Source organism: Micromonospora sp. LOL_025, assembly GCF_048060285.1.
Lineage (GTDB): Bacteria > Actinomycetota > Actinomycetes > Mycobacteriales > Micromonosporaceae > Micromonospora.
This window is the reverse complement of record NZ_JBHMIR010000004.1, coordinates 283129-306252: the sequence shown is the minus strand read 5'-3', so window position 1 is coordinate 306252 and position 23124 is coordinate 283129. Positions and strand designations below refer to the sequence as shown.

Genomic DNA, 23124 nt, shown 5'->3' with positions numbered 1-23124 from the left:
CGGGAATTCCGTCCCACGGCAACCGCAGGTCGGCGGCGCGGCGCCGCGACGCGGACCTGACGCTCGGGTCGCTCGTACCGTCCCGGGGCGGGCGGCGGCGTAGGGTCGGTGGATGGGAACGCCTCAGACCCCGTACGACGCGGTGCTGCACGCCGCCCGCGACGTGGCCAAGCTGGACAACGCCCTCGACGCGGAGATGCTCGGCGCGGCCCTGCTGGGCAGCGTCTACTCGGTCGCGGAGACCGAGCGTGACGCCGCCGTCCGGGACTTCGTGGCCGGCTTCCTGGCCGCCACCTCCCGCCGGCGCTCGGCCGCGGCGACCACCATCCGCGCCGTCTTCGCCGCGCTGGTGCCCGACGCCGAGGGCACCGACCGGGTCCGTCCGGGCGCCGCCACCCCCGCCTGGGCCGGCCAGCTCGGCCGCGTGCACCTGACCGGCTGCTGGTCCTACGGCGACGTGTACGGCGACCAGACCTCCTACCTCGCAACCTTCGCCTACGACGACCCGGCCGGCGGTTCGGCGCACGCCGTGGTGACGCTGCTCGACCACAACATCGGCATCACCAAGGACGTCTTCGTCGGCGGGCCGCCCGACCGCATCCTCGACCAGGTCCGGCAGATGTGCGCCGGGGACGAGCTGACCTGGTTCCGCGACGAGGAGCCGGCCCGGATGCGCGCCGAGGTGACCCGCCACCTGGCGATCACCGACGGCCTGACCGAGCTGCCCGGGGAGGGCTCGCTCGCCACCGACCGCGCCCTGCTCGGGGCCCGGCTGGCACTGCTGCCCCAGACGGCAGGGGCGGCCCCCGCGCCCGCCGAGCCGCTCTCCGCCGCCGAGCGCACGGATCTGGTCCGCCGGTTCCTCGCCGCGCCGGAGGCGGCCCGGTTCGGCCTGGACACCATCGACGGGGCGGAGCTGGCCTCGCTGCACTTCTGCCTCAGCCTGCTGCTGGACCACGCGGCCAGCTTCCCGGACGCCGACCCGATGCGGTGGAGCCCCACCGTGGCCGGGCTGTTCCTGCTGGACTGGGTGCACCGGCGCGCGGTGCTGGACATGGACGACGCCGCACTGCTGCCCCGGGTGCTGCGTGCCTGGGCCGGATACGCCGCCCGCAAGCGCGGCCTACCCGAGCAGGCGGCGGCGCAGATCGACACGGCCATCGAGGAGATGGTGCCGGAGTTCGCCCGCCTCTACAGCACGGGCGAGCGCCGCAGCCCCGCCACCGCCGCCGTCGCCCAGCTGATGGCCGACGGCGTCGACCCCGACGACCCGGCCGCCCTCGACGCCTGGATCGAAGCCAACCGCCACCGCCTCACGGACGACCCCGCCTAACCCCCACCCCCCGCCCCGCCCCGCCCCGCCCGTCGGCGTCGATCATGCAGTTGTGGTGGGCGGAAAGCGGCATTCCGTAGCTTTTGCGGGGCACCACAACTGCATGATCGGCGGCCTCGTCCGGGGTGCGCGCCATCAGCTTCGGGGGGAGGGGGAGGGGGTCAGGGGCAGGGGCAGGGTCAGCGGAGGGGGGCGAAGATGAGGGCGGCGACCAGGGCGCCCAGGGCGAGCCCCGCGACCACCTGGGGCACCGTGTGGTCGCGCAGGCGGACCCGGGACCAAGCGACCAGCGCGAGCAGTGGCGCTGTCGCCAGCAACCCGGCCCCGAACGTGAGCACCAGCACGACCACCGTCCCGGCGGCCACCGCCGAGTGGATCGACATCTTCCACCAGTGACTCACCGTCACGGCGACCACCAGACCGACGAGCCCGGCGGCGGCCAGGGCCAGCACCGGTCGCGGCGCGCCGAGCACCGTGAGCAGGGCCAGCCCGGCGGCGACCGAGCAGAGCCCGAACAGCAGCGGGACCCGGCGCTGCTCGCGGACCCCCACGTGGTGGTCGGTCAGTCGGCCGCGACGCACCCCGCCGAGGATGTACGCGAACGGGATCCCGCTGACGAAGAGCGTGGCCAGCAGTCCCCAGGCCAGCCCGTGCGCGCCCCGGGCGCTGTGCCAGCCGACCGCCAGCGTCAGCGCCGAGACCAGCACCGCGGGCGCCGTCAGCTCGGTCACGAAGCGGGCGAGCCGGAGGGTGCGGCCGGGTGGTGGCGCGGCGGCCGGACGGGTCTGGGGTTCCGCGTCCGAACCGCCCGTCCCGCTCAGCGCCCCGCCTCTGCGTCCACCCCGGGCCGCCGCCCGGAACCGTTCCCGTCCGTCCCCCGGCGCTCCGACCGGGCCGGGGCTGGATCACCTGCCGTCGACCGTCACCGTACCCGCAGCCGACCGTCCCGGTGCCCGGTCCCGCCGGGACCGGTCGGACCGGAGCCGGCGGCGGTCGGGCCTGGATCAGCGGCGGTCGGGCTGGGGTCGGCGGGGGTCGGGCTGGGGTCGGCGGGGGTCGGGCCGGGAGTGACGGTCGCGCTGGCGGTCGGGCCGTCCGGTGCCGGGGACGCGCTGGGCGCCGGGGTCGCCGTGGGCTCGGGTGGCGGTAGCGAGAGGCTGCTCGTCGGCTCCACCGACGTCGGCTCGCCGGTCGGTGTGGGCGCCGGGCTCGGGCTCGGGCTGGCCGAGGGCTTCGGCGACGGGCTCGGGGACGCCGAAGGCCTCGGGGCCGGGGGCGGCGGGACCGGTCGGCCGCCGGGCCTGGCCGAGGGCTTCGGATGTGCCGCCGGGCCGCGCGGCGGCGGCGGGGCTGGCGCCGGCGCCGCGACGATCGGCGTACCCGGGAGGGGCACGACGGTCCGCCAGTCGCCCGGGTCGGGCGCGGCGGGGGACGGGGTCGACGGGACGACCGGCGGCTGGCCCGTCGCCGGCACCGGGATCACCACTGGGCCGACCGAGGGTGTCGGAAGGAACGGCGTGCTGCCGTCCGGCAGGGCCGTGCTGCCGACGGTGGCGGAGCCGGTGCTGATGGCGGCGAGGATCGGCATCGACGCGGTGCCGGCGAGCAGTGCCACGGTGAACAGGTAGCCCCGGGACGGCCCGCCCGAGCCGGGAGCCCGGTGCGCGCCGACCAGCCGGCGGTAGCCGCCGGCGGCGCGGTGCCGGCCGAGGAAGGGGACGGTGGGATCTCGGCCTGGCTCGGACACCACACACCCCTTTTCGTCGACTGCGGCAGTGGACGGGCCGGTACGGCGACCGGCCCGAGCGCCCGGGGGCACCGCCCGGACGCGGGGAAGCGGCAAACCGCCCCGACGCGGACGATCCCGCGCCAATCAGCCTGGACCAGTGACGCTCGGTCAGCCAACCCTGCACAGCGTGTCGACACGCTTATCTGGCCGAACGGTGACGAACCACCGCCGGATCGGCCGCGCGTCGATGCAACGGACAACGGGCGCCCCGTGCGACGAAGCGGGTCACCGCAGGTGCCCGGGACAGGCGCACTGTGGGCGCGCTCACGTGTGATGCGAATATGGACCACGACGGCAACGCAGCCACGACCTCCGCGCACCCTCGCGGCAGGCGCGGCTGGGCGCCGGCGCTCCCGAACCGGGTTCGGCCAGAATCCGGCTCACGCCGCGCGGCAACCCCCACCGGGGCTAGGCGCGGCCGCCAGGAACCCGTCCGGCACCAGCCGGGCAGGCGCACGAGTTGCGCGGCCGGGTGACCCCCCGGTGCCGACGCAGACAGACAGGGAGAGACGGATGGCAAAGGGCGACCCCGGGGTCTCCAGTCGCGGCCGACGGGCCGCACCCCGGTCCAAGAAGGGTGCGACCGGCGACCCGCAGCTGGTGCAGTTGCTCACCCCGGAGGGTGAGCGGTTCGAGAGCGCGACCGGCCCGGACGGGACCGAGTACCGCGTCGACTTCACCGACGAGGAGTACCGCGGGCTCTACCGCGACCTCGTGCTGGTCCGCAAGCTCGACGCCGAGGCCACCGCGTTGCAGCGCCAGGGCGAGCTGGGCCTGTGGGCCAGCCTGCTGGGCCAGGAGGCCGCGCAGGTGGGCTCGGGACGCGCGCTGCGTACGCAGGACATGGCCTTCCCGACCTACCGGGAGCACGGCGTCCTCTACTGCCGGGGCATCGACCCGATCATGCCGCTCGGCCTGTTCCGGGGCGTCGACCAGGGCGGCTGGGACCCGAACGAGTTCAAGTTCAACATGTACACGATCGTGATCGGGGCGCAGACCCTGCACGCGACCGGGTACGCCATGGGCGTCCACATGGACGGCAAGACCGGGACCGAGGACGGCGAGGCGGTGATCGCCTACTTCGGCGACGGCGCCACCAGCCAGGGCGACGTCAACGAGGCGTTCGTCTGGGCCAGCGTCTTCAACGCCCCGCTGGTGTTCTTCTGCCAGAACAACCAGTACGCCATCTCCGAGCCGCTGGAGCGCCAGACCCGCGTGCCGCTCTACCAGCGGGCCGGCGGCTTCGGCTTCCCCGGTGTCCGGGTGGACGGCAACGACGTGCTCGCGTCGTACGCGGTGACCCGGCACGCGCTGGACAACGCCCGGCTCGGCCAGGGCCCCAGCCTGATCGAGGCCTACACCTACCGGATGGGCGCGCACACCACCTCCGACGACCCGACCCGTTACCGGATCGCCAGCGAGGTCGAGGCGTGGCAGGCGAAGGACCCGATCGCCCGGATGAAGGCGTTCCTGACCCGGCAGCAGATCGCCGACGCGGACTTCTTCGCGGCCGTCGACGAGCAGGCCCGCACCGAGTCGGTGCACCTGCGCGAGCGGGTGCTCGCCATGCCCGACCCGGAGCCGGCGACGATGTTCGACCACGTCTACCCGCACGGGTCCCCGGAGCTCGACGAGCAGCGGGCGCAGTTCACCAGCTACATGGAGTCGTTCGAGGGGAGCGCCCACTGATGGCCACGGAGACGCTCAGCCTCGGCAAGGCACTCAACACCGGTCTGCGCAGGGCCCTGGAGGACGACTCGAAGGTCGTCATCATGGGCGAGGACGTCGGCAAGCTCGGCGGCGTCTTCCGGATCACCGACGGCCTCCAGAAGGACTTCGGCGACCAGCGGGTGATCGACACGCCGCTCGCCGAGTCCGGCATCATCGGCACGGCGGTCGGCCTGGCCATCCGCGGTTTCCGGCCGGTCTGCGAGATCCAGTTCGACGGTTTCGTCTACCCCGCGTACGACCAGATCGTGTCGCAGGTGGCGAAGATGCACTACCGCTCGCAGGGCAAGGTCCGGATCCCGATGGTCATCCGGATCCCGTTCGGCGGCGGCATCGGCGCGGTCGAGCACCACTCGGAGTCGCCCGAGGCGTACTTCGCCCACACCGCCGGCCTGAAGGTGGTGTCCTGCGCCAACCCGCAGGACGCGTACACGATGATCCAGCAGGCCATCGCGTCGGACGACCCGATCGTCTTCCTGGAGCCGAAGCGGCGCTACTGGGAGAAGGGCCCGGTCGAGCTGGACGCCCCGCTGTCCGGGGCGTACCCGCTGCACTCGTCCCGGGTCGTCCGGACCGGCACGGACGCCACGGTGCTGGCGTACGGGCCGATGGTGCGGACCTGCCTGGACGCGGCGACGGCCGCCGCCGAGGACGGCCGGGAGCTGGAGGTCATCGACCTGCGCTCGCTCTCCCCGCTGGACCTGACCGCCGCGTACGAGTCGGTGAGGCGCACCGGCCGCTGCGTGGTCGTGCACGAGGCCCCGGGCAACCTGGGCCTGGGCTCGGAGATCGCGGCCCGGATCACCGAGGAGTGCTTCTACTCCCTGGAGTCCCCGGTGCTGCGGGTGACCGGCTTCGACACCCCCTACCCGGCCTCCCGGGTGGAGGAGGAGTACCTGCCCGACCTCGACCGGGTGCTCGACGCCGTCGACCGCACCTTCGGCTGGTGAGCGGCATGTCGCGGATCAAGGAGTTCAACCTGCCCGACCTGGGCGAGGGCCTGACCGAGGGTGAGATCCTCGCGTGGCTGGTCAAGGTCGGTGACGTCATCGAGCTGAACCAGCCGATCGTCGAGGTCGAGACGGCCAAGGCGGCCGTCGAGATCCCGGCGAAGTGGGCCGGCCAGGTGCAGGCGATCTTCCACCCGGAGGGGAGCACGGTCGAGGTCGGCACGCCGATCATCGCGATCGACACCGATCCGGGCGCCGGGCCGATCGAGGCGTCGACGACCGGCGCGCCGGCCGCCGCCCTGCCGACCCCGTCGGCGGCGTCCCTGGCCGCGGTCGAGGTGGCGCCGGCCGAGGGCGCGGTCGAGCCGGGCCTGATCGGCGGTCCCGCCCCGGGTGGGCGCACCGCCGTGCTGGTCGGCTACGGCCCGCGGAACACGGCGGCCAAGCGGCGCCCGCGCAGGGGCGACACCCCGGTGCCGGCCCAGCCGGCGGCCCCGGTCGCGCCGGTCGCGCCGGCGTCGCCCGCCCCGGTGGTGACCGCGCCGTCGAACGGTCACGGTCCTGCCGGTGGGCCGGTGCTGGCCAAGCCGCCGGTACGCAAGCTCGCCAAGGACCTCGGCGTCGACCTGTCCACGTTGACCGGGTCGGGACCGCTGGGCTCGATCACCCGGGAGGACGTACAGCGGGCGGCGAGCGGGGCCACGGCGGCGGCCGAGCCGCTCGCGGTGTCGGCCCCGGCCACGGCGGCCGCGAGCTTCGGCGCGGACCGCGAGCAGCGCATCCCCGTCAAGGGGGTACGCAAGCTCACCGCCGAGAACATGTCCCGCTCGGCGTTCACCGCGCCGCACGTCACGGAGTTCCTCACCGTCGACGTGACCCGGGCGATGAAGGCCCTGGACCGGCTCCGCAACCGGCGGGAGTGGCGCGACGTGCGGGTCTCGCCGCTGCTGCTGGTGGCCAAGGCGGTGCTGCTGGCCGTCAAGCGCCACCCGATGGTCAACTCGACCTGGGCCGGCGACGAGATCGTCGTCAAGGACTACGTCAACCTGGGCATCGCGGCGGCCACCGAGCGCGGGCTGATCGTGCCGAACATCAAGGACGCCGGTCGGCTCTCGCTGCGCGAGCTGGCGGACGCGATGACCGACCTGGTGCAGACGGCCAAGGCCGGGAAGACCTCGCCGGCGGACATGTCCGGCGGCACGCTGACGATCACCAACGTCGGCGTGTTCGGGGTGGACACCGGTACGCCGATCCTGCCCCCGGGCGAGTCGGCGATCCTGGCCTTCGGCGCGGTCCGCGAGATGCCCTGGGTGCACAAGGGCAAGGTGCGGCCGCGTCAGGTCACCACGCTGGGCCTCTCCTTCGACCACCGGATCATCGACGGTGAACTCGGCTCGAAGTTCCTGCGCGACATCGGGGAGTTCCTGGCCGACCCGGAGGCGGCGCTGCTCGCCTGGACCTGACGGTCTGACGCCAGCCGAACGGCCGGTGTGCTACGGGTTGACGCCCGGCACACCGGCCGTTTCCGTTGGGGAACGAAAGCGTTGGTCACCAACCCTCCACACCTTCGATTGTTCGGCCCGTGTCCCAGCTCACCTAAGAATCGATGGAAGGTGCGCCCGTCTTGGGGTTCAATGGAAGACATCAAGGGGCTGACAACCGAATAGCCAGGAGGAGAGACCCATGAGCATGATCGAGCGAATCCGCAACCGCCGCGACGCCAACCGCCGCGCCCGTGCCATCGAGCACGCGCTGCGCTCCGCCAACTCGCCCGCGGTCCGCGAAGAGATCCTCGCCATCGCCCAGCGTCACATGAGCTGACGCCCAGAACCTCTCTCACCTCCTCCAGATCGATGACCCGCCCGGTCCGCCCGGGCGGGTCATCGGCGTTTCGCAGCGGTTGACACCGGGATTCCACCTCGCCCCAGCGCCCGGTACGGTGGGCTTCGGTCGTCGCCCGCCGACCCGGAGCAGTCGAGTCGATAGAAGCCGCTCGACACCGTCCGGCCACGGGGAGTGACGACCGTGCTCCCCGGGCGCCCTCGGGCGGTCACCGGCTACGGTGCGGGGAGCCGGCACGGCCGGTACACCGGCGACGCCGGCCACCCTGCCGAGAAGACCGATCGGCAGTGGCGGCCGACAGGTGATGGAGGAGGCGCACGCATGACGTCCGAGGGCACGCACCACCCCGGCCAGCAGCCGGACGAGGTGTCGCCGGGCGCCGGCGGACCGGCGCCGTACGGCGACCGCCCGGCACAGCAGGACAACGGATACGGCGCCGGCGCCCCGGACCTGGGCTGGGCGCCCCCGCCCCCGTCCGGGCGACCGAACCCGCCCGCCTGGGGCGCGCAGGGTGAGCAGCAGCAGACCCCCGCGTGGGCCGCCCAGGCGCCGCAGCAGACCGACCCGGCCCAGCCCGGCCAGTGGGCGCCGGCCGGCGGATCGCCGCAGCCGGCGTGGCCGGGCGCGCAGGAGCAGGCCGGCCCGGCCTGGGCCGCCGCCGCCGCGCAGCAGCCCCAGCCGCCGCACGCCGCTCCGGAGCAGCCCGCCTGGGGACCGGCCGAGCAGGCGTCCCCCGCCTGGGCGCAGCCCGAGCCCGCCGCCCGCGGCGCCGCCCGGGTCCCCCAGCCCGCCCCGGCCCCGGCACCTCAGCCCTGGCCCGCCCAGGACGATCCCAACCGCTCCGGCGGCTGGGTCGGCGGCCAGCAGCAGCAGGACGAGCAGGCCCGTCCCGGCGGCTGGGCCGACGGCGCCACCCCGGACGACCGGCCCCCGCAGGGCGACTGGGCCGCGCAGCAGGACGACCCGAACCGCTCCGGCGGCGGCCAGCAGCAGGACGAGCAGCCCGCCTGGGGATCGGCCGAGCAGGCGTCCCCCGCCTGGGCGCAGCCCGAGCCCGCCGCCCGCGGCGCCGCCCGGGTCCCCCAGCCCGCCCCGGCCCCCGCCCCCGCACCCCAGCCCTGGCCCGCCCAGGACGACCCCTCCCGCTCCGGCGGCTGGAACGCCGAGTCCCCTCAGGACCCCGCCAGCGGCTGGGCCCCCGGGCAGCAGCAGGACGACCCCAACCGCTCCGGCGGCTGGGCCGGCGGCCAGCAGCAGGACGAGCAGCCCGGCTGGGACGCCGGTGCGGAGCAGCCTCCGAGTGGCGCCTGGGCCGCCTCCCGCGACGACGCGCCCCGGGACGGCCAGCCCCAGGGTGACGAGTGGCCCGCCCGGGACGAGCGCGCCGCGCGGGGTGCCGCGTCCGTGCCCCCGATGCCCGACGACCGGGACGCGAACGGCTGGGGCGCCGCACAGCCCACCTCCACCCCGCCCGGCCGTGCCTCCGTCCCGGTGCCGGGCGACGGCGGGCCGAAGCCGTGGGGTCCCGCTCCGGAGAACCCGCCGCAGTGGGCCGGCAACGCCGCCGAGCGGCCGGCCGTACCGGATGTCGAGCCGTGGTCGGCGGACGAGGTGTGGGGCCGCGCGGAGGCGAGCGAGCCGGCCCCGGGCCGCGCCGGCAACGGCTGGGAGCCGGAGCGGGCCGAGGAGCCCCCGATCTACCAGCCCGCCCCGGGGCCCGGCATCTCGCCGGCCAACGCGGTGCCGCTGCCGCCGCAGGAGCAGCGGGTGCCCGGCGCCAGCCTGGCCTCCGCCCCGCCGGTCGACTACGCGCCGCCGGCCCAGTTCACCCCCGAGCAGCCCGGCCGGGACGGCGGCCTGCCGGCGTACGAGCAGGAGCAGCCGGCTTGGGCCCAGGCCGGCTCCCGGCACGACGAGCCGCAGTCGCCCGCCGGTCCGGTGGTCCCGGCACCGCGCACCTCGCCTGAGGTGGGCGGGCGGGCGGCCGTACCGTCGCCGGAGAGTGCCGAACCGGCCGCCGGCAGCGTCTCGGCGAGCGCCTCGGTGCCGCTGGCCAGCCGGGTGATGCCGCCGACCGACCAGGCCCTCCGCCCGGGTGGTGCACCCGCGCCGCAGCCCCGCGTGTACGGCCGACCGGCCCGCCCTGAGCCGGCGGACGAGCCGGAGCAGGAGGACCCGCGCGGGCACCGGCCGGACCACGCGCCGGCACCCAGCTTCGACCAGGGGCCGGACCCGCGCTTCGGCCAGGGGCCGGACCCCCGCTTCGAGCAGGGGCCGGATCCGCGCTTCGGCCAGGGCCAGGACAACCGGTTCGACCAGGCCCCCGAGGGCCGGTTCGACCAGGGCCAGGATGGCCGCTTCGACGACCGGGACCGGGCACCGAGCGGGACCGCCGTCTTCGGCGCGGTCTCCCCGGTGGCGCCCGCCTCGCCGGCCGCGCCTCCGGCCTTCCCGCCGGGCGTGCCGTCCTTCGTCGACGCGCCGGCCAGCAACCGACCGGTGAACGGGGTCCGGCCGCACGACGGCGCGGACCGCCCCGCCGACCCCTTCGGTACGCCGGCAGCCGGCGGCCCGGCACCCGGCTACGGGGCCGCCCCGACGGCCGAGCCCACGCCGGGCGGGGCGTTCCCGCCGGCGTTCCCACCGCCTCCGCAGCAGCCCGGCCCCTGGGACCAGGGCGGCCCGGAGCAGGAGCAGAACCGCTTCGACTCGTTCAAGCCGATCGCGGAGCCGAAGACCGAGGCCCCCACGCCCAAGATCCGCAATGGCCGGGTGCTCGCCGCGGTGCTCGTCGCGGCGGTGCTCATCCTGGCGGTGCCGCTGGGCCTGCTCATGCTGCTCGGCAAGGTCGGCGGCGAGGACCCGGCCCCGGCGTTCGACCCGGCGGTCGGCAGCTGCGTGAAGAAGTCGGGTGAGACGGCGGCGGCGGCGGAGTGCGGCGAGGCGGGTGCCTTCACCGTGGTCTCCAAGGTGGACGCGAAGGACAAGTGCGCCGACCCGACCCAGCCGCACGTGGTGCTCCAGGGCGGCGGGGCGAACCGCGTGCTCTGCCTCAAGCCGGCAGGCCAGTAGCTACAACGACGGCGGCGGGGCCACGGGAGAGACCGTGGCCCCGCCGCCGTTTCTCCGGCCGGTGGCGCCATGGAACGGACGCGGAAAACGACAGTGCCCGTGGTACGGCAACGGAAAGCGCCCGCCTCCGGGATCGGGGACGGGCGCTTTCGGGAGTCTGGTCGGTCAGGACCGTTCGGCGACCTGGGCGACGAAGGCCCGCCAGGCGGCCGGGGCGAAGACAAGGGCCGGGCCGGTCGGGTCCTTCGAGTCGCGGACCCCTACGACGCCGGAAAGGTTGTCGGCGACCTCGACGCAGTCGCCACCATTGCCACCGCTCTTCGTGCTCTTGCGCCACTGCGCGCCGGTCAGGTCCATGATGCTGCCGCTTCTCTGAGAAGTTCCAAGGAGCGCCCTCGGGGAAGAGCCTCACCCCGTATGCGTTCCCACCGGTGCTCCAGCGTAGCAATGTCGGATGTCTGGTCGACTATCTGTGCACGCGCCTGGCTATCGACGTGCGCCACCCGCGTTCCGTCGGGAAGTTCGGCGAGTGTGAACGGTCCGTCGAGGCCTGGATAAGTCGCTGTCTCACGTGGCACGACGTGGAGTTGCACGTTCGGCATCTCGGCACAGCGCACCAAATGGGCTAGCTGCTCGGCCATCAGTCTCCGGTCTCCTGCCGCGGGACGACGGATGATCTCCTCGTCCAGCACCGCGACGAACAGGGGTCCGCGTTCACGAGTCAGGATCCCCTGGCGGGCAACCCGCGCCGAGACCAACTCGCCCACCTCGTCGTTGGCTAGCGGCTGGCCGATGAACGTGGCCCGCGCATAAGCCTCGGTCTGGAGGAGGCCCGGCACCCAGGCGAGTTGGAAAGCCCGTAGGGCTACCGCCTCACGCTCGATGTCGACCCACGGTCGGAACCACACGGGTTCGCGGCGGTTCAGCGTGTCCGGCCAGAGTTCCGACACGTTCTTGCCGAGGATCTTCGCTACCTCCGCACGATGTCGGCTCTGCGGGATACGTCCCGGGTTTGCCCACCGAGCAACGGTCTTCGGATGAATCCCGAGGCGGCCTCCCAGGCTTTCGGCTGTCTCGCACGCCTCGGCGAGCGCCGCCACGAATGCATGGTTCATGCCGCGTCCCTTCTGGAGCGATCAGAACGTTCCCGAGAAATCATCTAACGCTGTGTGATTGTCCAGCAACCCTCGGCAGAGTGCTTCGTAGACGGCGTGAGCCGGTGGAGGCGATGGGAGCCCGCCGGGCCGCGCTGACGGGGCCGCCCCGGGCGAGCAGCCGGACGGCCCCTCCCACCACCCGCCGCACGAGGGGGAGCATGCCCGAGGAGAGGCCGAAGCCGACACCCGCGCCGAAGAGCGATCCGCCGCCGGCCCGCCCGGTCGTCCCGGGGCCGATCGGTCCGTTCATCCCGCCGTACCGGGGCCCAGGCCGCGTGAGCAACGTCGTCCCCGCGTCGCGCTGGTCCGCCCGGTGCAACCGGGGTCCGCAATGACCGCCCGGACACCGCCTCCCGTACGGATGCTGCGGGCCGGCGAGGTCCTCCACCTGACCCGGGCGGCGTCGCCGCAGTTCGTGACCCCGATGCGCGTGCGCGTGATCCGCGAACTCGTCGACCGCTTCCCGCCGTACGGCTGGCTCTGGTTGGAGGGTTACCAGCTCGACGCCAGGGGCCGCGCGGTGGCGAAGCGTGAGCTGTTCGTCCTGCGCGAGGGCCTTGAGTGGGTCGTCACGGCGCCGCCCCCGGCCCGGCCTGCCCTCTCCCGCCGGCCACCGGCCCGCCCCCGCGTGGCGGTGGGCTGATGGCCCACGTCCGCGCCCACGTCCCCAGCCGGCCCACCTGGCGGTGCAGCGCCTGCGGGGTGGCGTGGCCCTGCTCGACGGCAAAGCTGCTCCTGCTCGCGAAGTACCGCGAGAACCCCGACGCGCTGCTGGTCCACCTCGCCGAGCTGTGCGAGGAGGCCGCCACGCAACTCGCCGAGTTGGACCACGGCAGCCCGCCGGCGGACCTGACGGCGCGCTTCACCGGCTGGGCCCGCGCCCGCTAGCCCGGCTCGCCGCCTGTCGTCCGGGTCACGGGTCCGACGTGGCGCGAGCCCGACATGGCAGGCTGGCGGACATGGGAACGACACCGCGCGTACGTGCCCCCGAGCTGCGGGGCCGGCAGTGGCTCAACACGGGTGGGCGAGAGCTGAAGCTGTCCGATCTGCGGGGCAAGATCGTCATCGCTGACTTCTGGACCTTCTGCTGCATCAACTGCCTGCACGTGCTCGACGAGCTGCGCCCGCTGGAGGAGAAGTACGGCGACGTGCTCGTCGTGATCGGCGTGCACTCGCCGAAGTTCGAGCACGAGAAGGACCCGGACGCGCTGGCCGCCGCCGTGGAGCGGTACGGCGTCCACCACCCGGTGCTCGACGACCCCGAGCTGGACATGTGGCAGCAGTACGCGGCCCGCGCCTGGCCCACCCTGTCGGTGATCGACCCCGAGGGCTACGTGGTCGCGACGATGGCCGGCGAGGGTCACGCCGAAGGGCTCGCCCGCCTCGTCGACGACCTGATCGCCACCCACGAGGCGAAGGGCACCCTGCACCGGGGCGACGGCCCGTACGTCCCGCCCGCCGAGCCGGAGACCACGCTGCGCTTCCCGGGCAAGGCGGTGCTGCTGGAGAACGGCAACCTGCTGGTGTCCGACTCGGCGCGGCACTCGCTGGCGGAGCTGGCCGGTGACGGCGAGACGCTGGTCCGGCGGATCGGCGCGGGCACCCGGGGCCGGGTCGACGGTCCGGCCGGGGCGGCCACCTTCTCCGAGCCGCAGGGGCTGTGCCTGCTGCCGGCGCACACCGCCGAGGTGGCCGGCTACGACCTCGTCGTCGCCGACACGGTCAACCACCTGCTGCGCGGCGTACGGCTGGCGGACGGCGACGTCGTGACGGTCACCGGCACCGGCCGGCAGTGGCGTTCCACGGTCGACGACCACTCGCACGACGCGCTCTCGGTCGACCTCTCCTCCCCCTGGGACCTGGCCTGGTACGACGACAAGGTCGTCATCGCGATGGCCGGCATCCACCAGCTCTGGTGGTTCGACCCGGTGAAGCGCACCGCCGGCATGTACGCGGGCACCACCGTCGAGGCCCTGCGCGACGGGCCGCTGGCCGAGGCGTGGATGGCGCAGCCGTCCGGCCTCTCCGTCTCCGCCGACGGCGTACGGCTCTGGGTGGCCGACAGCGAGACCAGCGCGATCCGCTACGTCGAGAACGACGTCATGGGCACCGCCGTCGGGCAGGGGCTCTTCGATTTCGGGCACGTCGACGGGCCGGCGGCGGAGGCGCTGCTCCAGCACCCGCTGGGCGTGTTGGCGCTGCCGGACGGCTCGGTGTTGGTGGCCGACACGTACAACGGGGCGGTCCGCCGCTTCGACCCGCAGAGCGACCGGGTCTCGACGGTCGCCGACGGGCTCGCCGAGCCGAGCGACCTGGTGCTCACCCCGTCCGGCGAGGTCCTGGTGGTGGAGTCCGCCGCGCACCGGCTGACCCGGCTGGCGCCCGGCGCGCTCTCGGCGGCCGGCGCGAGCACCGTCGACGGTCCCCGGCACCGCACCGAGCGCAAACCCACCGTCGTGGCGGCCGGCGAGGTGACCCTGGACGTGATCTTCACGCCCGCCCCGGGGCAGAAGCTCGACGAGACGTACGGCCCGTCGACGCGGCTGGTGGTGTCGGCGTCGCCGCCGGAGCTGCTCGTGGAGGGGGCGGGGACCGGCACCGAGCTGTCCCGCCGGCTGGTGGTCGACGGCACGGTGGCCGGCGGGGTGCTCCAGGTGACCGCCCAGGCGGCGACCTGCGACGCGGACGTCGAGCACGCGGCCTGCCACCTCACGCGGCAGGACTGGGGCGTCCCGGTCCGGGTGGTCGACGGCGGCGCCGCGCGGCTTCCGCTGGTGCTGCGCGGCCTGGACGACGCCTGACGCCGGTCGCGGTCGGCGTCGGGAAAGGGCCCCTCCCTCGCGGGAAGGGGCCCTTTCACGCGAACGGGGTGGGGGTGACGCCGGCGTCGATCAGGGCGGCGCGCACCAGTTCGGCGCAGCGGACCGCGCCGGGGGTGTCGCCGTGCAGGCAGATCGACTCGACCGGGCACGGGACGACGCTGCCGTCGACCGCGACCACGGTCCGCTCGGTGGCCATCCGCACGGCCCGGGCGGCCACCTCCTCCGGGTCGGTGACCAGCGCGCCGGGCGCGGTGCGCGGCACCAGTGAGCCGTTGGGCAGGTAGCCCCGGTCGGCGAAGCCCTCGGCGACCACCCGCAGCCCGGCGCCGGCGGCGAGCTGCGCGAGGACCGAGCCGGGCAGGCAGAGCAGCGGCAGCTGGTCGTCGTAGTCGCCGACCGCCGCGACCAGCGCCGCCGCCTGGGCCTCGTCGCAGGCGGCGGCGTGGTAGAGCGCCCCGTGCGGCTTCAGGTAGCGGACCCGGGTGCGGAAGAGCCGGCAGAACGCCTCCAGGGCCCCGAGCTGGTAGGTGACCTCGTCGCGCAGCTCCGCGAAGGCGTACGCGATGTGCCGCCGGCCGAAGCCGGCGAGGTCCCGGTAGCCGACCTGCGCGCCGACGGCCACCCCGCGCTCGGCGGCGCCCTCGCAGACCCGGCGCATGGTGGACGCGTCGCCGGCGTGGAAGCCGCAGGCGACGTTGGCGGAGGTGACGAGGTCCAGCAGCGCGGCGTCGTCGCCGAGTCGCCAGATGCCGAATCCCTCGCCGAGGTCAGCGTTGAGGTCCATGGAACCTGACCGTAGTCCCTGGCCGGGCCTGCGCGAGCGGGGTCACGTCGTCCACCACCCCGACGACGGGGTACCCGCCGGTGGTCGGATGGTCGGCGAGGAAGATCAACGGTTGGCCGTCCGCCGGCACCTGCACCGCGCCGAGCACGATGCCCTCGCTGGGCAGTTCCCCGGCCACCGCGCGGGGCAGCGCCGCGCCCGTGAGTCGCGCGCCGACCCGGTTGCTCACCGGGCTCACCGTGTACGCGCTGCCGAACAGCCGGTCCAGCGCGGCCGAGGTGAACCAGTCGTCGCGGGGGCCGAGCCGCAGGGTCAGCCGCAGCTCGGTCGGGGTGGGCGCCACGACGGTGACGTCCACCGGGGCGGGCGGTCCGGTCGGTGCGCCCAGGGGCAGCCGGTCGCCGTCGCGCAGTGGCGGTGGGCCGAGCCCGGAGAGGGTGTCCGTGGCGCGGCTGCCGAGCACGGGTTCGACGGCGAGCCCGCCGCCGACCGCGAGCCAGTTGCGCAGGCCGTCGCGGGGCGGGCCGATCCGCAGCACGGCGCCCGCCGGCACCGACAGCGGCCGGCCCACGTCACCGGGGCGGTCGCCGACCTGGACGGCGGCACCGGCACCGGTGACCGCGACCGCCGTCGCGCGGCGGAACCGCAGCTCGCAGCCGGTCATCGTGATCTCCAGGCCGGCGGCGGACTCCGGGTTGCCGACGAGCCGGTTGGCCAGCCGCAGCGCCGCCGGGTCGAGCGCGCCCGACCGGGGTACGCCGAGGTGTGCCCAGCCGGCCCGGCCCAGGTCCTGGACGGTGGTCAGCGCCCCGGCGCGGAGCACCTCGATTGCCGGGGTCATGCGGCCATCAGGCGTACCCGGGTGCCCGGGGTGAGCCGGGCCGGCGGGTCGGCGTGCACGTCGAAGAGGGTGGCGTCGGTGCGCCCGACCAGCAGCCAGCCGCCGGGCGAGGCCGCCGGATAGATCCCGGCGTACGGGCCGGCCAGGGCGACCGAGCCGGCCGGCACCCGGGGACGCGGGGTCGGCAGCCGGGGCACCGCCAGTTCGGCGGGGAGCCCGGTCAGGTAGGCGAACCCGGGGGCGAAGCCGCAGAAGGCCACCCGGAAGCGGGTACCCCGCAACCGGTCGACCACCGTCGGCACGTCCACGCCCCAGTGGTCGGCGACGAGGGCCAGGTCCTCCCCGTCGTACATCACCGGAACCTCGACCAGATCGGCGGCGGCTGCGGGCGCGCCCGCGACGGTCGGCCCACCGGGGGCGCCCGGTCGGGGCGGCCAGGCGGCGATCCGCGCGGCCGTCGTGGCCGGGTCCGGCACGCCGTCGAGCAGGACGGTGGTGGCCGCCGGCACGATCTCGACGGCGGTCAGCTCGCCGCGTTCGCGCCGCCGCCACAGCTCGGCCCGCCACGCCTCCACCTGGTCGGCGTCGGCACAGTCGATCAGCAGGGCGTGTGCGCCGACGGGTCGGATCCGCATCCCGCCATACTCCCCGACCGGCGCACGGCACCCGGGCCGGTCGACCGCCGTCCCACGTGACCGGACGCACTACTTGAAAGTAACCTACGGTGCCGTAACCTAAGGACGTGACCACCTCCGCACCGCTTCGACTGAAGCCGGTCGACATCGGTAAGCCCCGGATGCGCGGCTGGCTGCACACGTACGCGTTCTTCGTCGCCCTCCTCTGCGGCGTCGTGCTCAGCGCGATCGCCGCCACCCGGCCCGGCTGGGCCCCGCTGGTCAGCTGCCTCATCTACAGCGTGACGGTGTGCGGGCTCTTCGGCACCAGCGCGCTCTACCACCGGCGCGTGTGGTCCGAGCGCGGCTACCAGATCATGCGCCGGATGGACCATTCGATGATCTTCGTGTTCATCGCCGGCACCTACACCCCGTTCTGCGTACTGCTGCTGGAACCCCGGCCGGCCACGATCATGCTGGCGCTGGTCTGGGGCGGCGCGCTCGCGGGCGTGGCGCTCAAGCTGGTCTGGCCGCACGCTCCGCGCTGGGTCTCCGCGCCGCTCTACCTGGCGCTCGGCTGGGTCTCGGTCGCGATGCTGCCCGACATCCTGCACCAGGGCGGCGTCACGGCGCTGGTGCTGCTCAGCGTGGGCGGCGCGATCTACAGCGTCGGCGCGGTCTTCTACGCGCTCCGCCGGCCCAACCCCTGGCCCACCGTCTTCGGCCACCACGAGTTCTTCCACGCCTGCACGCTCGTGGCCGCGCTCTGCCACCACATCGCCATCTACTTCGCTCTCTTCGCCTGACGGACACGCACCGGGGCCCCGCCGCGCGGCGGGGCCCCCGGAAAGATCGTTTTTCTGACGTCAGACGGTACGGCGCGGCCGACGCACCTCGCGGTACTCCTCCACGACCCGGTCGTCCTGCACCGGCACGACCTGCTCGGCGACCACACGCTCACCGCGCACCGGGGCGACCACGGCCCGGCGGCGCGAGTTCCAGAAGTGGAGGGTGAGCAGCAGGCCGGCCACGCCGGCCAGCATCAGCACCCAGCCGACCACGGCCAGGTTGAGCCAGCCGAGATCCGCCTCCACGGCGAACGCGAAGATCGCACCCAACGCGATCAGGAAGATACTGCCACCAAAGCCCATCTCGTCGCCTCCTCGGCTGTCACCTGGCGTTTCCTTCCGCCGCGGCCATCGGTGAGGTTGCGGCATCCATCGACTTACCCAGGCGCTCTGATCGCCAATCGGGCAAGCTGAGGACATGACGGACGCTTCCGCCCGGGGACGCACGCTGGTGCTGCTCCGGCACGCCAAGGCCGAGCCGCCCGGGGAGGTGACGCCGGACGTGCAGCGCCCCCTGGCCGTACGGGGCCAGGCCGACGCGGCAGCGGCCGGCGCCTGGCTGGCCAAGCACGACCTGCTGCCGGACGTGGTCATCTGCTCGGCCGCCCGGCGCACGCGGGAGACCTGGCACAGCGTGGCGATGGGCATGACCGGATCCCCACCGGAGGGCGGCTCGGCAGGCCCCGCCCCCGTCGTGCGCTACGAGGCCGACGCGTACGAGGCGCACCCGGAGGACCTGCTGACGCTGGTCCGGGGCGTGGACCCGAGCGCCCGTACGGTGCTGCTGATCGCGCACAACCCGGGCATCTCGCTGCTCTCGGCGCTGCTCGACCCGGAGCGGGCGGACCAGGACGGCATGCGCACCAGCGACGTGGTGGTGCACCGGCCCGTCGTCGACTGGCCGCAGCTCGGCCCGGGCGGGGCACCGATCACGGATCGGCACACCGCACGCGGCTGAGCCACCCGCCGGTGCGTGACGGGTGGCTCAGGACGGCGGCGCGATCAGGCCGCGACTCAGGACGGCGGCGCCGTAGGCGGCGGCGGATCGGGCGGCGGTGGCATCATCGCGGTCGGGTGCGAGAGCCGGTTCTCCTCGACGATCAGAGTCCGTGCCCGCTTGCGCCGGTCCTGCCAGAACCAGAGCGTGGTGAGCAGGACGCCCAGCCCGGCCAGGATGAACACCCAACCGACCGCGCGCAGGTCGACCCACCAGACGTTGGCTCTGATGGCGAAGGTCAGGATCGCGCCGATGGCGATCAGGAAGATTCCGCTACCAATGCCCATGTGCGCTGCACTCCCCCGTGCGGTGGCTCTGGGCGTTCTCTGACGTGGCCTCGCGACGGTTACCCGCCACACCGCCCGGCTACCCGGATGGCCTCCCCGAATAGCCGGCGGAGGCACACCGCAACGGGCGGCCACCACGTCGGTCGGCACCACTCCTCTCCACCGGCCTGGTTCATCGCCACGGTTGCGCACGGTAACCGCGCCTCAGGAATCCGCGTCCTTACCCGCTGTAGCCAAAGCCGCTCGGTGCCACCGCCCGAGAAACAGACATGACATCCGAATATGGCCCGATCGGCACGAACGGCCGCTCCCACCGGCACCCCGCCGCAGACGCTTTGCTCTGCATCCATGGACGCAACAGGCACCCAGAGTTGCTGTTGCGTCCATGGATGCAGAGCAAAGGGTGGCGAGGGGTGGGTCGCGGGAACGGCGGGTCCGTGACGCTACGTGATTGGCTTGGCGCTGACGTGCCGGATGCCGCCGGGCGCGGGCCGCCGACGAAGGCAAGCGGAACCCCGCTCGGGCCAGGGCTGAGGCTGCGGGGACCACGCTCGGGGCGAGGGGCGCAGGCTGCGGGGACCGCTCTCATTCGGTGGTCGGCGGCGGCGGGGCACCCGGATGCGCGGCGACCGACCCGGATGCGCCGACTGGAAAGGTCGGGCAGGGGCGGGTGGACAGCGTGCACCTGCCTGCCCTTGCCCGATGGTGCTCTTGCGCCTCCGACGACAGCATCGGCGACGGTCGGCGCCGACCCGGCCCGGCGGGACGGACGACGACGGCCGGCGAGCTGTTGCCCGCCGGCCGTCGTGCCGATCATCGCCGGGTCGCCCCCGGCTCCGCCGCCGCGCCGTGGCGCGTCACGGCGTACCTCAGAAGGCCTCCTCCGGGAGGTCCATGACGTCCAGGTCGGTGCTCTCGACGATCCGCCGGTCGGCGCCGATGCGGGGCAGCACCTCGCGGGCGAAGAACCGGGCGGCGGCCACCTTGCCGGTGTAGAACGCCTTGTCGGCGGCGGAGACCTCGCCGGCCAGGGCCTTCAGGGCCACGTCGGCCTGCTTCTGGAGCAGCCAACCGACGATCAGGTCGCCGATCGCCAGCAGGAAGCGGCGGCTGCTCAGGCCGACCTTGTAGAGCGCCCGGGTGTCGCCGCCCTGCGCCTCGCCCAGCCAGCCGGTCATCACGCCCAGCATGTTCTGGATCTCGGCGAGCGCCTTGCCCAGCGCCTGCCGCTCCTCCTTGAGCTGACCGTTGCCGGCCTCGGTGGCGATGAACTCCTGGATCTCGCCGGCAACCGCCATCAGGGCCTTGCCGTTGTCCCGGACGATCTTCCGGAAGATGAGGTCGAGGCTCTGGATCGCCGTCGTGCCCTCGTAGAGGGTGTCGATCTTCGCGTCCCGGACGTACTGCTCCAGGGGGTAGTCCTGGAGGAAGCCGGAGCCACCGAAGGTCTGCAGCGACTCGTGGCCGAGCAGCTCGTACGCCCGCTCCGAACCGACGCCCTTGACCAGCGGGAGCAACAGGTCGTTGACCCGCTTGGCGAGCTTGGTCCCCTTCTCGTCGCCCGCCGCCTCGGCGATGGCGACCTTGTCCTGCCAGGTGGCGGTGTAGCAGACCAGGGCGCGCAGGCCCTCGGCGTACGCCTTCTGCAGCAGCAGCGACCGGCGCACGTCCGGGTGGTGGGTGATCGTGACGCGCGGCGCGGTCTTGTCCGCCATCTGGGTCAGGTCGGCGCCCTGCACCCGGCTCTTGGCGTACTCGAGGGCGTTCAGGTAGCCGGTCGAGAGGGTGGCGATGGCCTTGGTGCCGACCATCATCCGGGCGTTCTCGATGATCATGAACATCTGCCGGATGCCGTCGTGCTTCTCGCCCAGCAGCCAGCCCTTGGCCGGCACGCCGTGCTCGCCGAAGGTCACCTCGCAGGTGTTGGAGACCTTCAGGCCCATCTTGTGCTCGACGTTGGTGGCGAAGACGCCGTTGCGCTCGCCCAGCTCACCGGTGTTCTCGTCGAAGTGGTACTTCGGCACCACAAAGAGGGAGAGGCCCTTGGTGCCCGGGCCACCGACACCCTCGACGCCGACCGGACGGGCCAGCACGTAGTGGATGATGTTGTCGCTCAGGTCGTGCTCGGCGGACGTGATGAAGCGCTTCACGCCCTCGATGTGCCAGGAGCCGTCGGGCTGCGGTACGGCGCGGGCCCGGCCGGCGCCCACGTCCGAGCCGGCGTCCGGCTCGGTGAGCACCATCGTGGAGCCCCACTGCTTGTCGGCGAAGAGCTTCGCCCACCGCCTCTGCTGCTCGGTGCCCTCGACGTGCAGCACGTGCGCGAAGGACGGGCCGGAGGAGTACATCCACACGGCGGCGTTGGCGCCGAGGATCAGCTCGGCGAGGGACCACACGAGCGCCCGGGGCGCGTTGCTGCCGTCCAGCTCCGTCGGGAGCTCCAGGCGCCAGAACTCGGAGTTCATGAACGCCCGGTACGACTTCTTGAACGACTCCGGCAGCGGCGCGGTGTGCGTGGCCGGGTCGAAGACCGGCGGGTTGCGGTCGCTGTCCGTGTAGCTGGCGGCCAGATCCTCACGGGCGAGGCGGTCGACCTCGGCGAGGATGTCGCGTGCGGTGTCGACGTCCAGGTCCGTGTACGGCTCCTGGCTGAACGCCTGGTCCGCCCCGAAGACCTCGAAGAGGTTGAACTCGAGGTCCCGAAGGTTGCTCTTGTAGTGGGTCATGCTCGCTGGCCCCGCTTCCGGACAGGTGTTACCGATCAGTAACCCTGACTGTATTACCGATGGGTAGGCAGCGACAAGCCGATCACCGAAGTGACGGCGATTACACACTTCCCGTTCGGGTTGCGGAAGGGGGCGTCGAGCCCGCCCGGCTCAGCTCTCGGCCGCGCCGACTTCCCAGCTGGGCACGGCGACCGTGGCGGGGCCGCGCGAGCCCGTGTACTCCATCAGGACCAGGGCGATGTCGTCGTCGAGCCGGCCGTGCACCCACTCGACCAGGGCCGTCTCCAGCGAGGCGAGCCCGTCGCCGACGGTGCCGTGGCCGAGCAGCCGCCAGGCCCGGTCGGCGGTCGGGAAGAACTCCCCGTCCCGGCGCGCCTCGCCGAGCCCGTCGGTGAAGAGCAGCAGCCGGTCGCCGGGCTCCAGCCGCTCGACCCGGGGGCGTACCACCGGCATGAAGCCCAGCGGCGGGGCGGGGGCCGGTGGTTCGAGCGGGATGACGGCGCCCCGGCGCAGCAGCAGCGGCGGCGGGTGACCGCAGTTGACGATGGTGAGCGTCCCGCCCCGCTCCTCGACCAGTGCGGCGGTGACGAAGTCCTCGTCGCCCACGCTCCGGGCCACCGCCCGGTCCAGGTCGGTCACGACGGCCCGCAGGTCCGCCCGCTCGTACGCCACGTGCCGGTACGAACCGAGCACGATGCTGGCGAGCCGCACCGCGTCGAGGCCCTTGCCCCGCACGTCGCCGATGATCATCCGCACCCCGTACGGCGTGTCGACCGCCTCGTACAGGTCACCGCCGATCTCGGCAGTGGCGGTGGACGAGATGTAGCGGGCGGCCACCGAGAGCGTGCCGACCTGCGGTCCGAGCGGACGCAGCACGGCCTGCTGGGCGACCGAGGCGAGTCGGGAGAGCTCGGCGATGCGCTCGGCCTGCCGCTGCCGTACGGCCGCCGTGGCCACCGCGATGGCGGTGCCCAGTGCGATGCCCGCGACGGCGACCGTGGTGGGCAGCGCCACGGTCTCCTCCCAGAGGGCGAAGCCGGCCCCCAGGGCGGTGGCGGCCAGGCCCACGCCGAGCACGATCCGCCACGACGCCAGCGCGGCCGTCAGGAACGGCGCGGCCACCATGAGCGCGATGTAGTTCGCCGGACGGCCGTCGGCCAGCTCCACGGCCGAGACGATCGCGAGCAGGACGAAGGCCGCGCCGAGGCCGGCGCGGGATCCGGGGCTCAGTGGGCCGGGGCCCGACTGGAAGGGTCGCGTGCGTACGAGGGACAGCATGCCTGATGGACGTGAGCGGGTGAATGAACCTGGCCCGTCGGGCGAGCATGTTCTGC

Annotated in this window: 22 protein-coding genes; 12 read left to right on the top strand and 10 right to left on the bottom strand. The window is 74.0% G+C overall.

Annotation, left to right across the window (positions count from 1 at the left end; all coding sequences use genetic code 11):
- The first annotated feature begins 112 nt into the window (after positions 1 to 112).
- Positions 113 to 1333, top strand: a complete 1221-nt coding sequence (locus ACFHW0_RS08255) for a hypothetical protein (protein ID WP_416606591.1) — start codon at positions 113 to 115, stop codon at positions 1331 to 1333.
- A 179-nt stretch (positions 1334 to 1512) separates the two neighbouring features.
- Here the strand turns inward: ACFHW0_RS08255 and ACFHW0_RS08250 are convergent, their stop codons facing one another.
- Positions 1513 to 2064, bottom strand: coding sequence for a phosphatase PAP2 family protein (locus ACFHW0_RS08250; protein WP_416606589.1), 552 nt, complete (start codon positions 2062 to 2064; stop codon positions 1513 to 1515).
- Between the two features lie 336 nt (positions 2065 to 2400).
- Here ACFHW0_RS08250 and ACFHW0_RS08245 point away from each other — a divergent pair, with 336 nt between their 5' ends.
- The 6 genes from ACFHW0_RS08245 to ACFHW0_RS08220 all read left to right on the top strand — a co-directional run bounded on the left by ACFHW0_RS08245 (position 2401) and on the right by ACFHW0_RS08220 (position 10714).
- Positions 2401 to 2961, top strand: coding sequence for a hypothetical protein (locus tag ACFHW0_RS08245; protein WP_416606587.1), 561 nt, complete (start codon positions 2401 to 2403; stop codon positions 2959 to 2961).
- A gap of 674 nt (positions 2962 to 3635) precedes the next feature.
- On the top strand, positions 3636 to 4811 hold the full coding sequence (gene pdhA, locus ACFHW0_RS08240; RefSeq protein WP_416606585.1) for a pyruvate dehydrogenase (acetyl-transferring) E1 component subunit alpha: 1176 nt from the start codon (positions 3636 to 3638) through the stop codon (positions 4809 to 4811).
- Positions 4811 to 5800, top strand: coding sequence for an alpha-ketoacid dehydrogenase subunit beta (locus ACFHW0_RS08235; protein WP_416606583.1), 990 nt, complete (start codon positions 4811 to 4813; stop codon positions 5798 to 5800). The genes pdhA and ACFHW0_RS08235 overlap by 1 nt, the downstream gene beginning before the upstream one ends.
- A 5-nt stretch (positions 5801 to 5805) precedes the next feature.
- Positions 5806 to 7263: a dihydrolipoamide acetyltransferase family protein gene (locus ACFHW0_RS08230; protein ID WP_416606726.1), complete on the top strand. Its 1458-nt coding sequence runs from the start codon at positions 5806 to 5808 to the stop codon at positions 7261 to 7263.
- A 220-nt stretch (positions 7264 to 7483) separates the two neighbouring features.
- Positions 7484 to 7621, top strand: a complete 138-nt coding sequence (locus tag ACFHW0_RS08225) for a hypothetical protein (protein WP_165947779.1) — start codon at positions 7484 to 7486, stop codon at positions 7619 to 7621.
- A 342-nt stretch (positions 7622 to 7963) separates the two neighbouring features.
- Entirely contained in the window at positions 7964 to 10714 is a 2751-nt protein-coding gene (locus tag ACFHW0_RS08220; protein WP_416606582.1) for an LppU/SCO3897 family protein, read from the top strand.
- A 165-nt stretch (positions 10715 to 10879) separates the two neighbouring features.
- On the opposite strand, the gene ACFHW0_RS08215 is transcribed toward ACFHW0_RS08220, so the two are convergent.
- The gene (locus tag ACFHW0_RS08215; protein ID WP_416606580.1) at positions 10880 to 11071 is read right to left on the bottom strand and encodes a DUF397 domain-containing protein; all 192 of its coding nucleotides are present in this window, start codon (positions 11069 to 11071) and stop codon (positions 10880 to 10882) included.
- Positions 11062 to 11829: a DUF5753 domain-containing protein gene (locus tag ACFHW0_RS08210; protein ID WP_416606579.1), complete on the bottom strand. Its 768-nt coding sequence runs from the start codon at positions 11827 to 11829 to the stop codon at positions 11062 to 11064. Before ACFHW0_RS08210 ends, ACFHW0_RS08215 begins: the two co-directional genes overlap by 10 nt.
- Positions 11830 to 12202: 373 nt before the next feature.
- Here ACFHW0_RS08210 and ACFHW0_RS08205 point away from each other — a divergent pair, with 373 nt between their 5' ends.
- The 3 genes from ACFHW0_RS08205 to ACFHW0_RS08195 all read left to right on the top strand — a co-directional run bounded on the left by ACFHW0_RS08205 (position 12203) and on the right by ACFHW0_RS08195 (position 14672).
- Positions 12203 to 12514: a hypothetical protein gene (locus ACFHW0_RS08205; RefSeq protein WP_416606578.1), complete on the top strand. Its 312-nt coding sequence runs from the start codon at positions 12203 to 12205 to the stop codon at positions 12512 to 12514.
- Positions 12514 to 12759, top strand: a complete 246-nt coding sequence (locus tag ACFHW0_RS08200) for a flavin reductase (protein ID WP_416606577.1) — start codon at positions 12514 to 12516, stop codon at positions 12757 to 12759. The genes ACFHW0_RS08205 and ACFHW0_RS08200 overlap by 1 nt, the downstream gene beginning before the upstream one ends.
- Positions 12760 to 12830: 71 nt before the next feature.
- Entirely contained in the window at positions 12831 to 14672 is a 1842-nt protein-coding gene (locus ACFHW0_RS08195) for an NHL domain-containing thioredoxin family protein (RefSeq protein ID WP_416606576.1), read from the top strand.
- A 55-nt stretch (positions 14673 to 14727) separates the two neighbouring features.
- Here the strand turns inward: ACFHW0_RS08195 and ACFHW0_RS08190 are convergent, their stop codons facing one another.
- The 3 genes from ACFHW0_RS08190 to ACFHW0_RS08180 are packed head-to-tail and all read right to left on the bottom strand — an operon-like array spanning position 14728 to position 16953.
- Positions 14728 to 15477 (bottom strand): LamB/YcsF family protein, encoded by a 750-nt coding sequence (locus ACFHW0_RS08190; protein ID WP_366641416.1) that lies wholly within the window; start codon positions 15475 to 15477, stop codon positions 14728 to 14730.
- On the bottom strand, positions 15461 to 16417 hold the full coding sequence (locus ACFHW0_RS08185) for a biotin-dependent carboxyltransferase family protein (protein WP_416606724.1): 957 nt from the start codon (positions 16415 to 16417) through the stop codon (positions 15461 to 15463). Before ACFHW0_RS08185 ends, ACFHW0_RS08190 begins: the two co-directional genes overlap by 17 nt.
- On the bottom strand, positions 16315 to 16953 hold the full coding sequence (locus ACFHW0_RS08180; protein WP_416606574.1) for a 5-oxoprolinase subunit B family protein: 639 nt from the start codon (positions 16951 to 16953) through the stop codon (positions 16315 to 16317). Before ACFHW0_RS08180 ends, ACFHW0_RS08185 begins: the two co-directional genes overlap by 103 nt.
- Positions 16954 to 17060: 107 nt before the next feature.
- Here ACFHW0_RS08180 and trhA point away from each other — a divergent pair, with 107 nt between their 5' ends.
- Positions 17061 to 17738 carry a PAQR family membrane homeostasis protein TrhA gene (gene trhA, locus ACFHW0_RS08175; RefSeq protein ID WP_416606572.1) on the top strand — a complete coding sequence of 226 codons (678 nt, stop codon included), beginning with the start codon at positions 17061 to 17063 and terminating at the stop codon, positions 17736 to 17738.
- A gap of 60 nt (positions 17739 to 17798) precedes the next feature.
- Here trhA and ACFHW0_RS08170 read toward each other — a convergent pair whose 3' ends face one another.
- Positions 17799 to 18083, bottom strand: coding sequence for a DUF6458 family protein (locus ACFHW0_RS08170; RefSeq protein WP_089002696.1), 285 nt, complete (start codon positions 18081 to 18083; stop codon positions 17799 to 17801).
- 115 nt (positions 18084 to 18198) lie between these two features.
- On the opposite strand from ACFHW0_RS08170, the gene ACFHW0_RS08165 reads away from it, so the two are divergent.
- Entirely contained in the window at positions 18199 to 18738 is a 540-nt protein-coding gene (locus ACFHW0_RS08165; RefSeq protein ID WP_416606569.1) for a SixA phosphatase family protein, read from the top strand.
- Between the two features lie 56 nt (positions 18739 to 18794).
- On the opposite strand, the gene ACFHW0_RS08160 is transcribed toward ACFHW0_RS08165, so the two are convergent.
- From ACFHW0_RS08160 to ACFHW0_RS08150, 3 genes are all read right to left on the bottom strand, one after another.
- Positions 18795 to 19064, bottom strand: coding sequence for a DUF6458 family protein (locus tag ACFHW0_RS08160; RefSeq protein ID WP_013730795.1), 270 nt, complete (start codon positions 19062 to 19064; stop codon positions 18795 to 18797).
- An 869-nt stretch (positions 19065 to 19933) separates the two neighbouring features.
- On the bottom strand, positions 19934 to 21790 hold the full coding sequence (locus ACFHW0_RS08155) for an acyl-CoA dehydrogenase (RefSeq protein WP_416606567.1): 1857 nt from the start codon (positions 21788 to 21790) through the stop codon (positions 19934 to 19936).
- A 150-nt stretch (positions 21791 to 21940) separates the two neighbouring features.
- Entirely contained in the window at positions 21941 to 23068 is a 1128-nt protein-coding gene (locus tag ACFHW0_RS08150) for a PP2C family protein-serine/threonine phosphatase (protein WP_416606565.1), read from the bottom strand.
- Between the last annotated feature and the right edge of the window lie 56 nt (positions 23069 to 23124).

Excerpts from the sequence above, each read along its gene's own strand:
- ACFHW0_RS08255 (WP_416606591.1), top strand. The coding sequence starts at position 113 with ATGGGAACGCCTCAGACCCCGTACGACGCGGTGCTGCACGCCGCCCGC.
- pdhA (WP_416606585.1), top strand. The coding sequence starts at position 3,636 with ATGGCAAAGGGCGACCCCGGGGTCTCCAGTCGCGGCCGACGGGCCGCA.
- ACFHW0_RS08235 (WP_416606583.1), top strand. The coding sequence starts at position 4,811 with ATGGCCACGGAGACGCTCAGCCTCGGCAAGGCACTCAACACCGGTCTG.
- ACFHW0_RS08230 (WP_416606726.1), top strand. The coding sequence starts at position 5,806 with ATGTCGCGGATCAAGGAGTTCAACCTGCCCGACCTGGGCGAGGGCCTG.
- ACFHW0_RS08225 (WP_165947779.1), top strand. The coding sequence starts at position 7,484 with ATGAGCATGATCGAGCGAATCCGCAACCGCCGCGACGCCAACCGCCGC.
- ACFHW0_RS08220 (WP_416606582.1), top strand. The coding sequence starts at position 7,964 with ATGACGTCCGAGGGCACGCACCACCCCGGCCAGCAGCCGGACGAGGTG.
- ACFHW0_RS08215 (WP_416606580.1), bottom strand. The coding sequence starts at position 11,071 with ATGGACCTGACCGGCGCGCAGTGGCGCAAGAGCACGAAGAGCGGTGGC.
- ACFHW0_RS08210 (WP_416606579.1), bottom strand. The coding sequence starts at position 11,829 with ATGAACCATGCATTCGTGGCGGCGCTCGCCGAGGCGTGCGAGACAGCC.
- ACFHW0_RS08205 (WP_416606578.1), top strand. The coding sequence starts at position 12,203 with ATGACCGCCCGGACACCGCCTCCCGTACGGATGCTGCGGGCCGGCGAG.
- ACFHW0_RS08200 (WP_416606577.1), top strand. The coding sequence starts at position 12,514 with ATGGCCCACGTCCGCGCCCACGTCCCCAGCCGGCCCACCTGGCGGTGC.
- ACFHW0_RS08195 (WP_416606576.1), top strand. The coding sequence starts at position 12,831 with ATGGGAACGACACCGCGCGTACGTGCCCCCGAGCTGCGGGGCCGGCAG.
- ACFHW0_RS08190 (WP_366641416.1), bottom strand. The coding sequence starts at position 15,477 with ATGGACCTCAACGCTGACCTCGGCGAGGGATTCGGCATCTGGCGACTC.
- ACFHW0_RS08180 (WP_416606574.1), bottom strand. The coding sequence starts at position 16,953 with ATGCGGATCCGACCCGTCGGCGCACACGCCCTGCTGATCGACTGTGCC.
- ACFHW0_RS08170 (WP_089002696.1), bottom strand. The coding sequence starts at position 18,083 with ATGGGCTTTGGTGGCAGTATCTTCCTGATCGCGTTGGGTGCGATCTTC.
- ACFHW0_RS08165 (WP_416606569.1), top strand. The coding sequence starts at position 18,199 with ATGACGGACGCTTCCGCCCGGGGACGCACGCTGGTGCTGCTCCGGCAC.
- ACFHW0_RS08160 (WP_013730795.1), bottom strand. The coding sequence starts at position 19,064 with ATGGGCATTGGTAGCGGAATCTTCCTGATCGCCATCGGCGCGATCCTG.
- ACFHW0_RS08155 (WP_416606567.1), bottom strand. The coding sequence starts at position 21,790 with ATGACCCACTACAAGAGCAACCTTCGGGACCTCGAGTTCAACCTCTTC.
- ACFHW0_RS08150 (WP_416606565.1), bottom strand. The coding sequence starts at position 23,068 with ATGCTGTCCCTCGTACGCACGCGACCCTTCCAGTCGGGCCCCGGCCCA.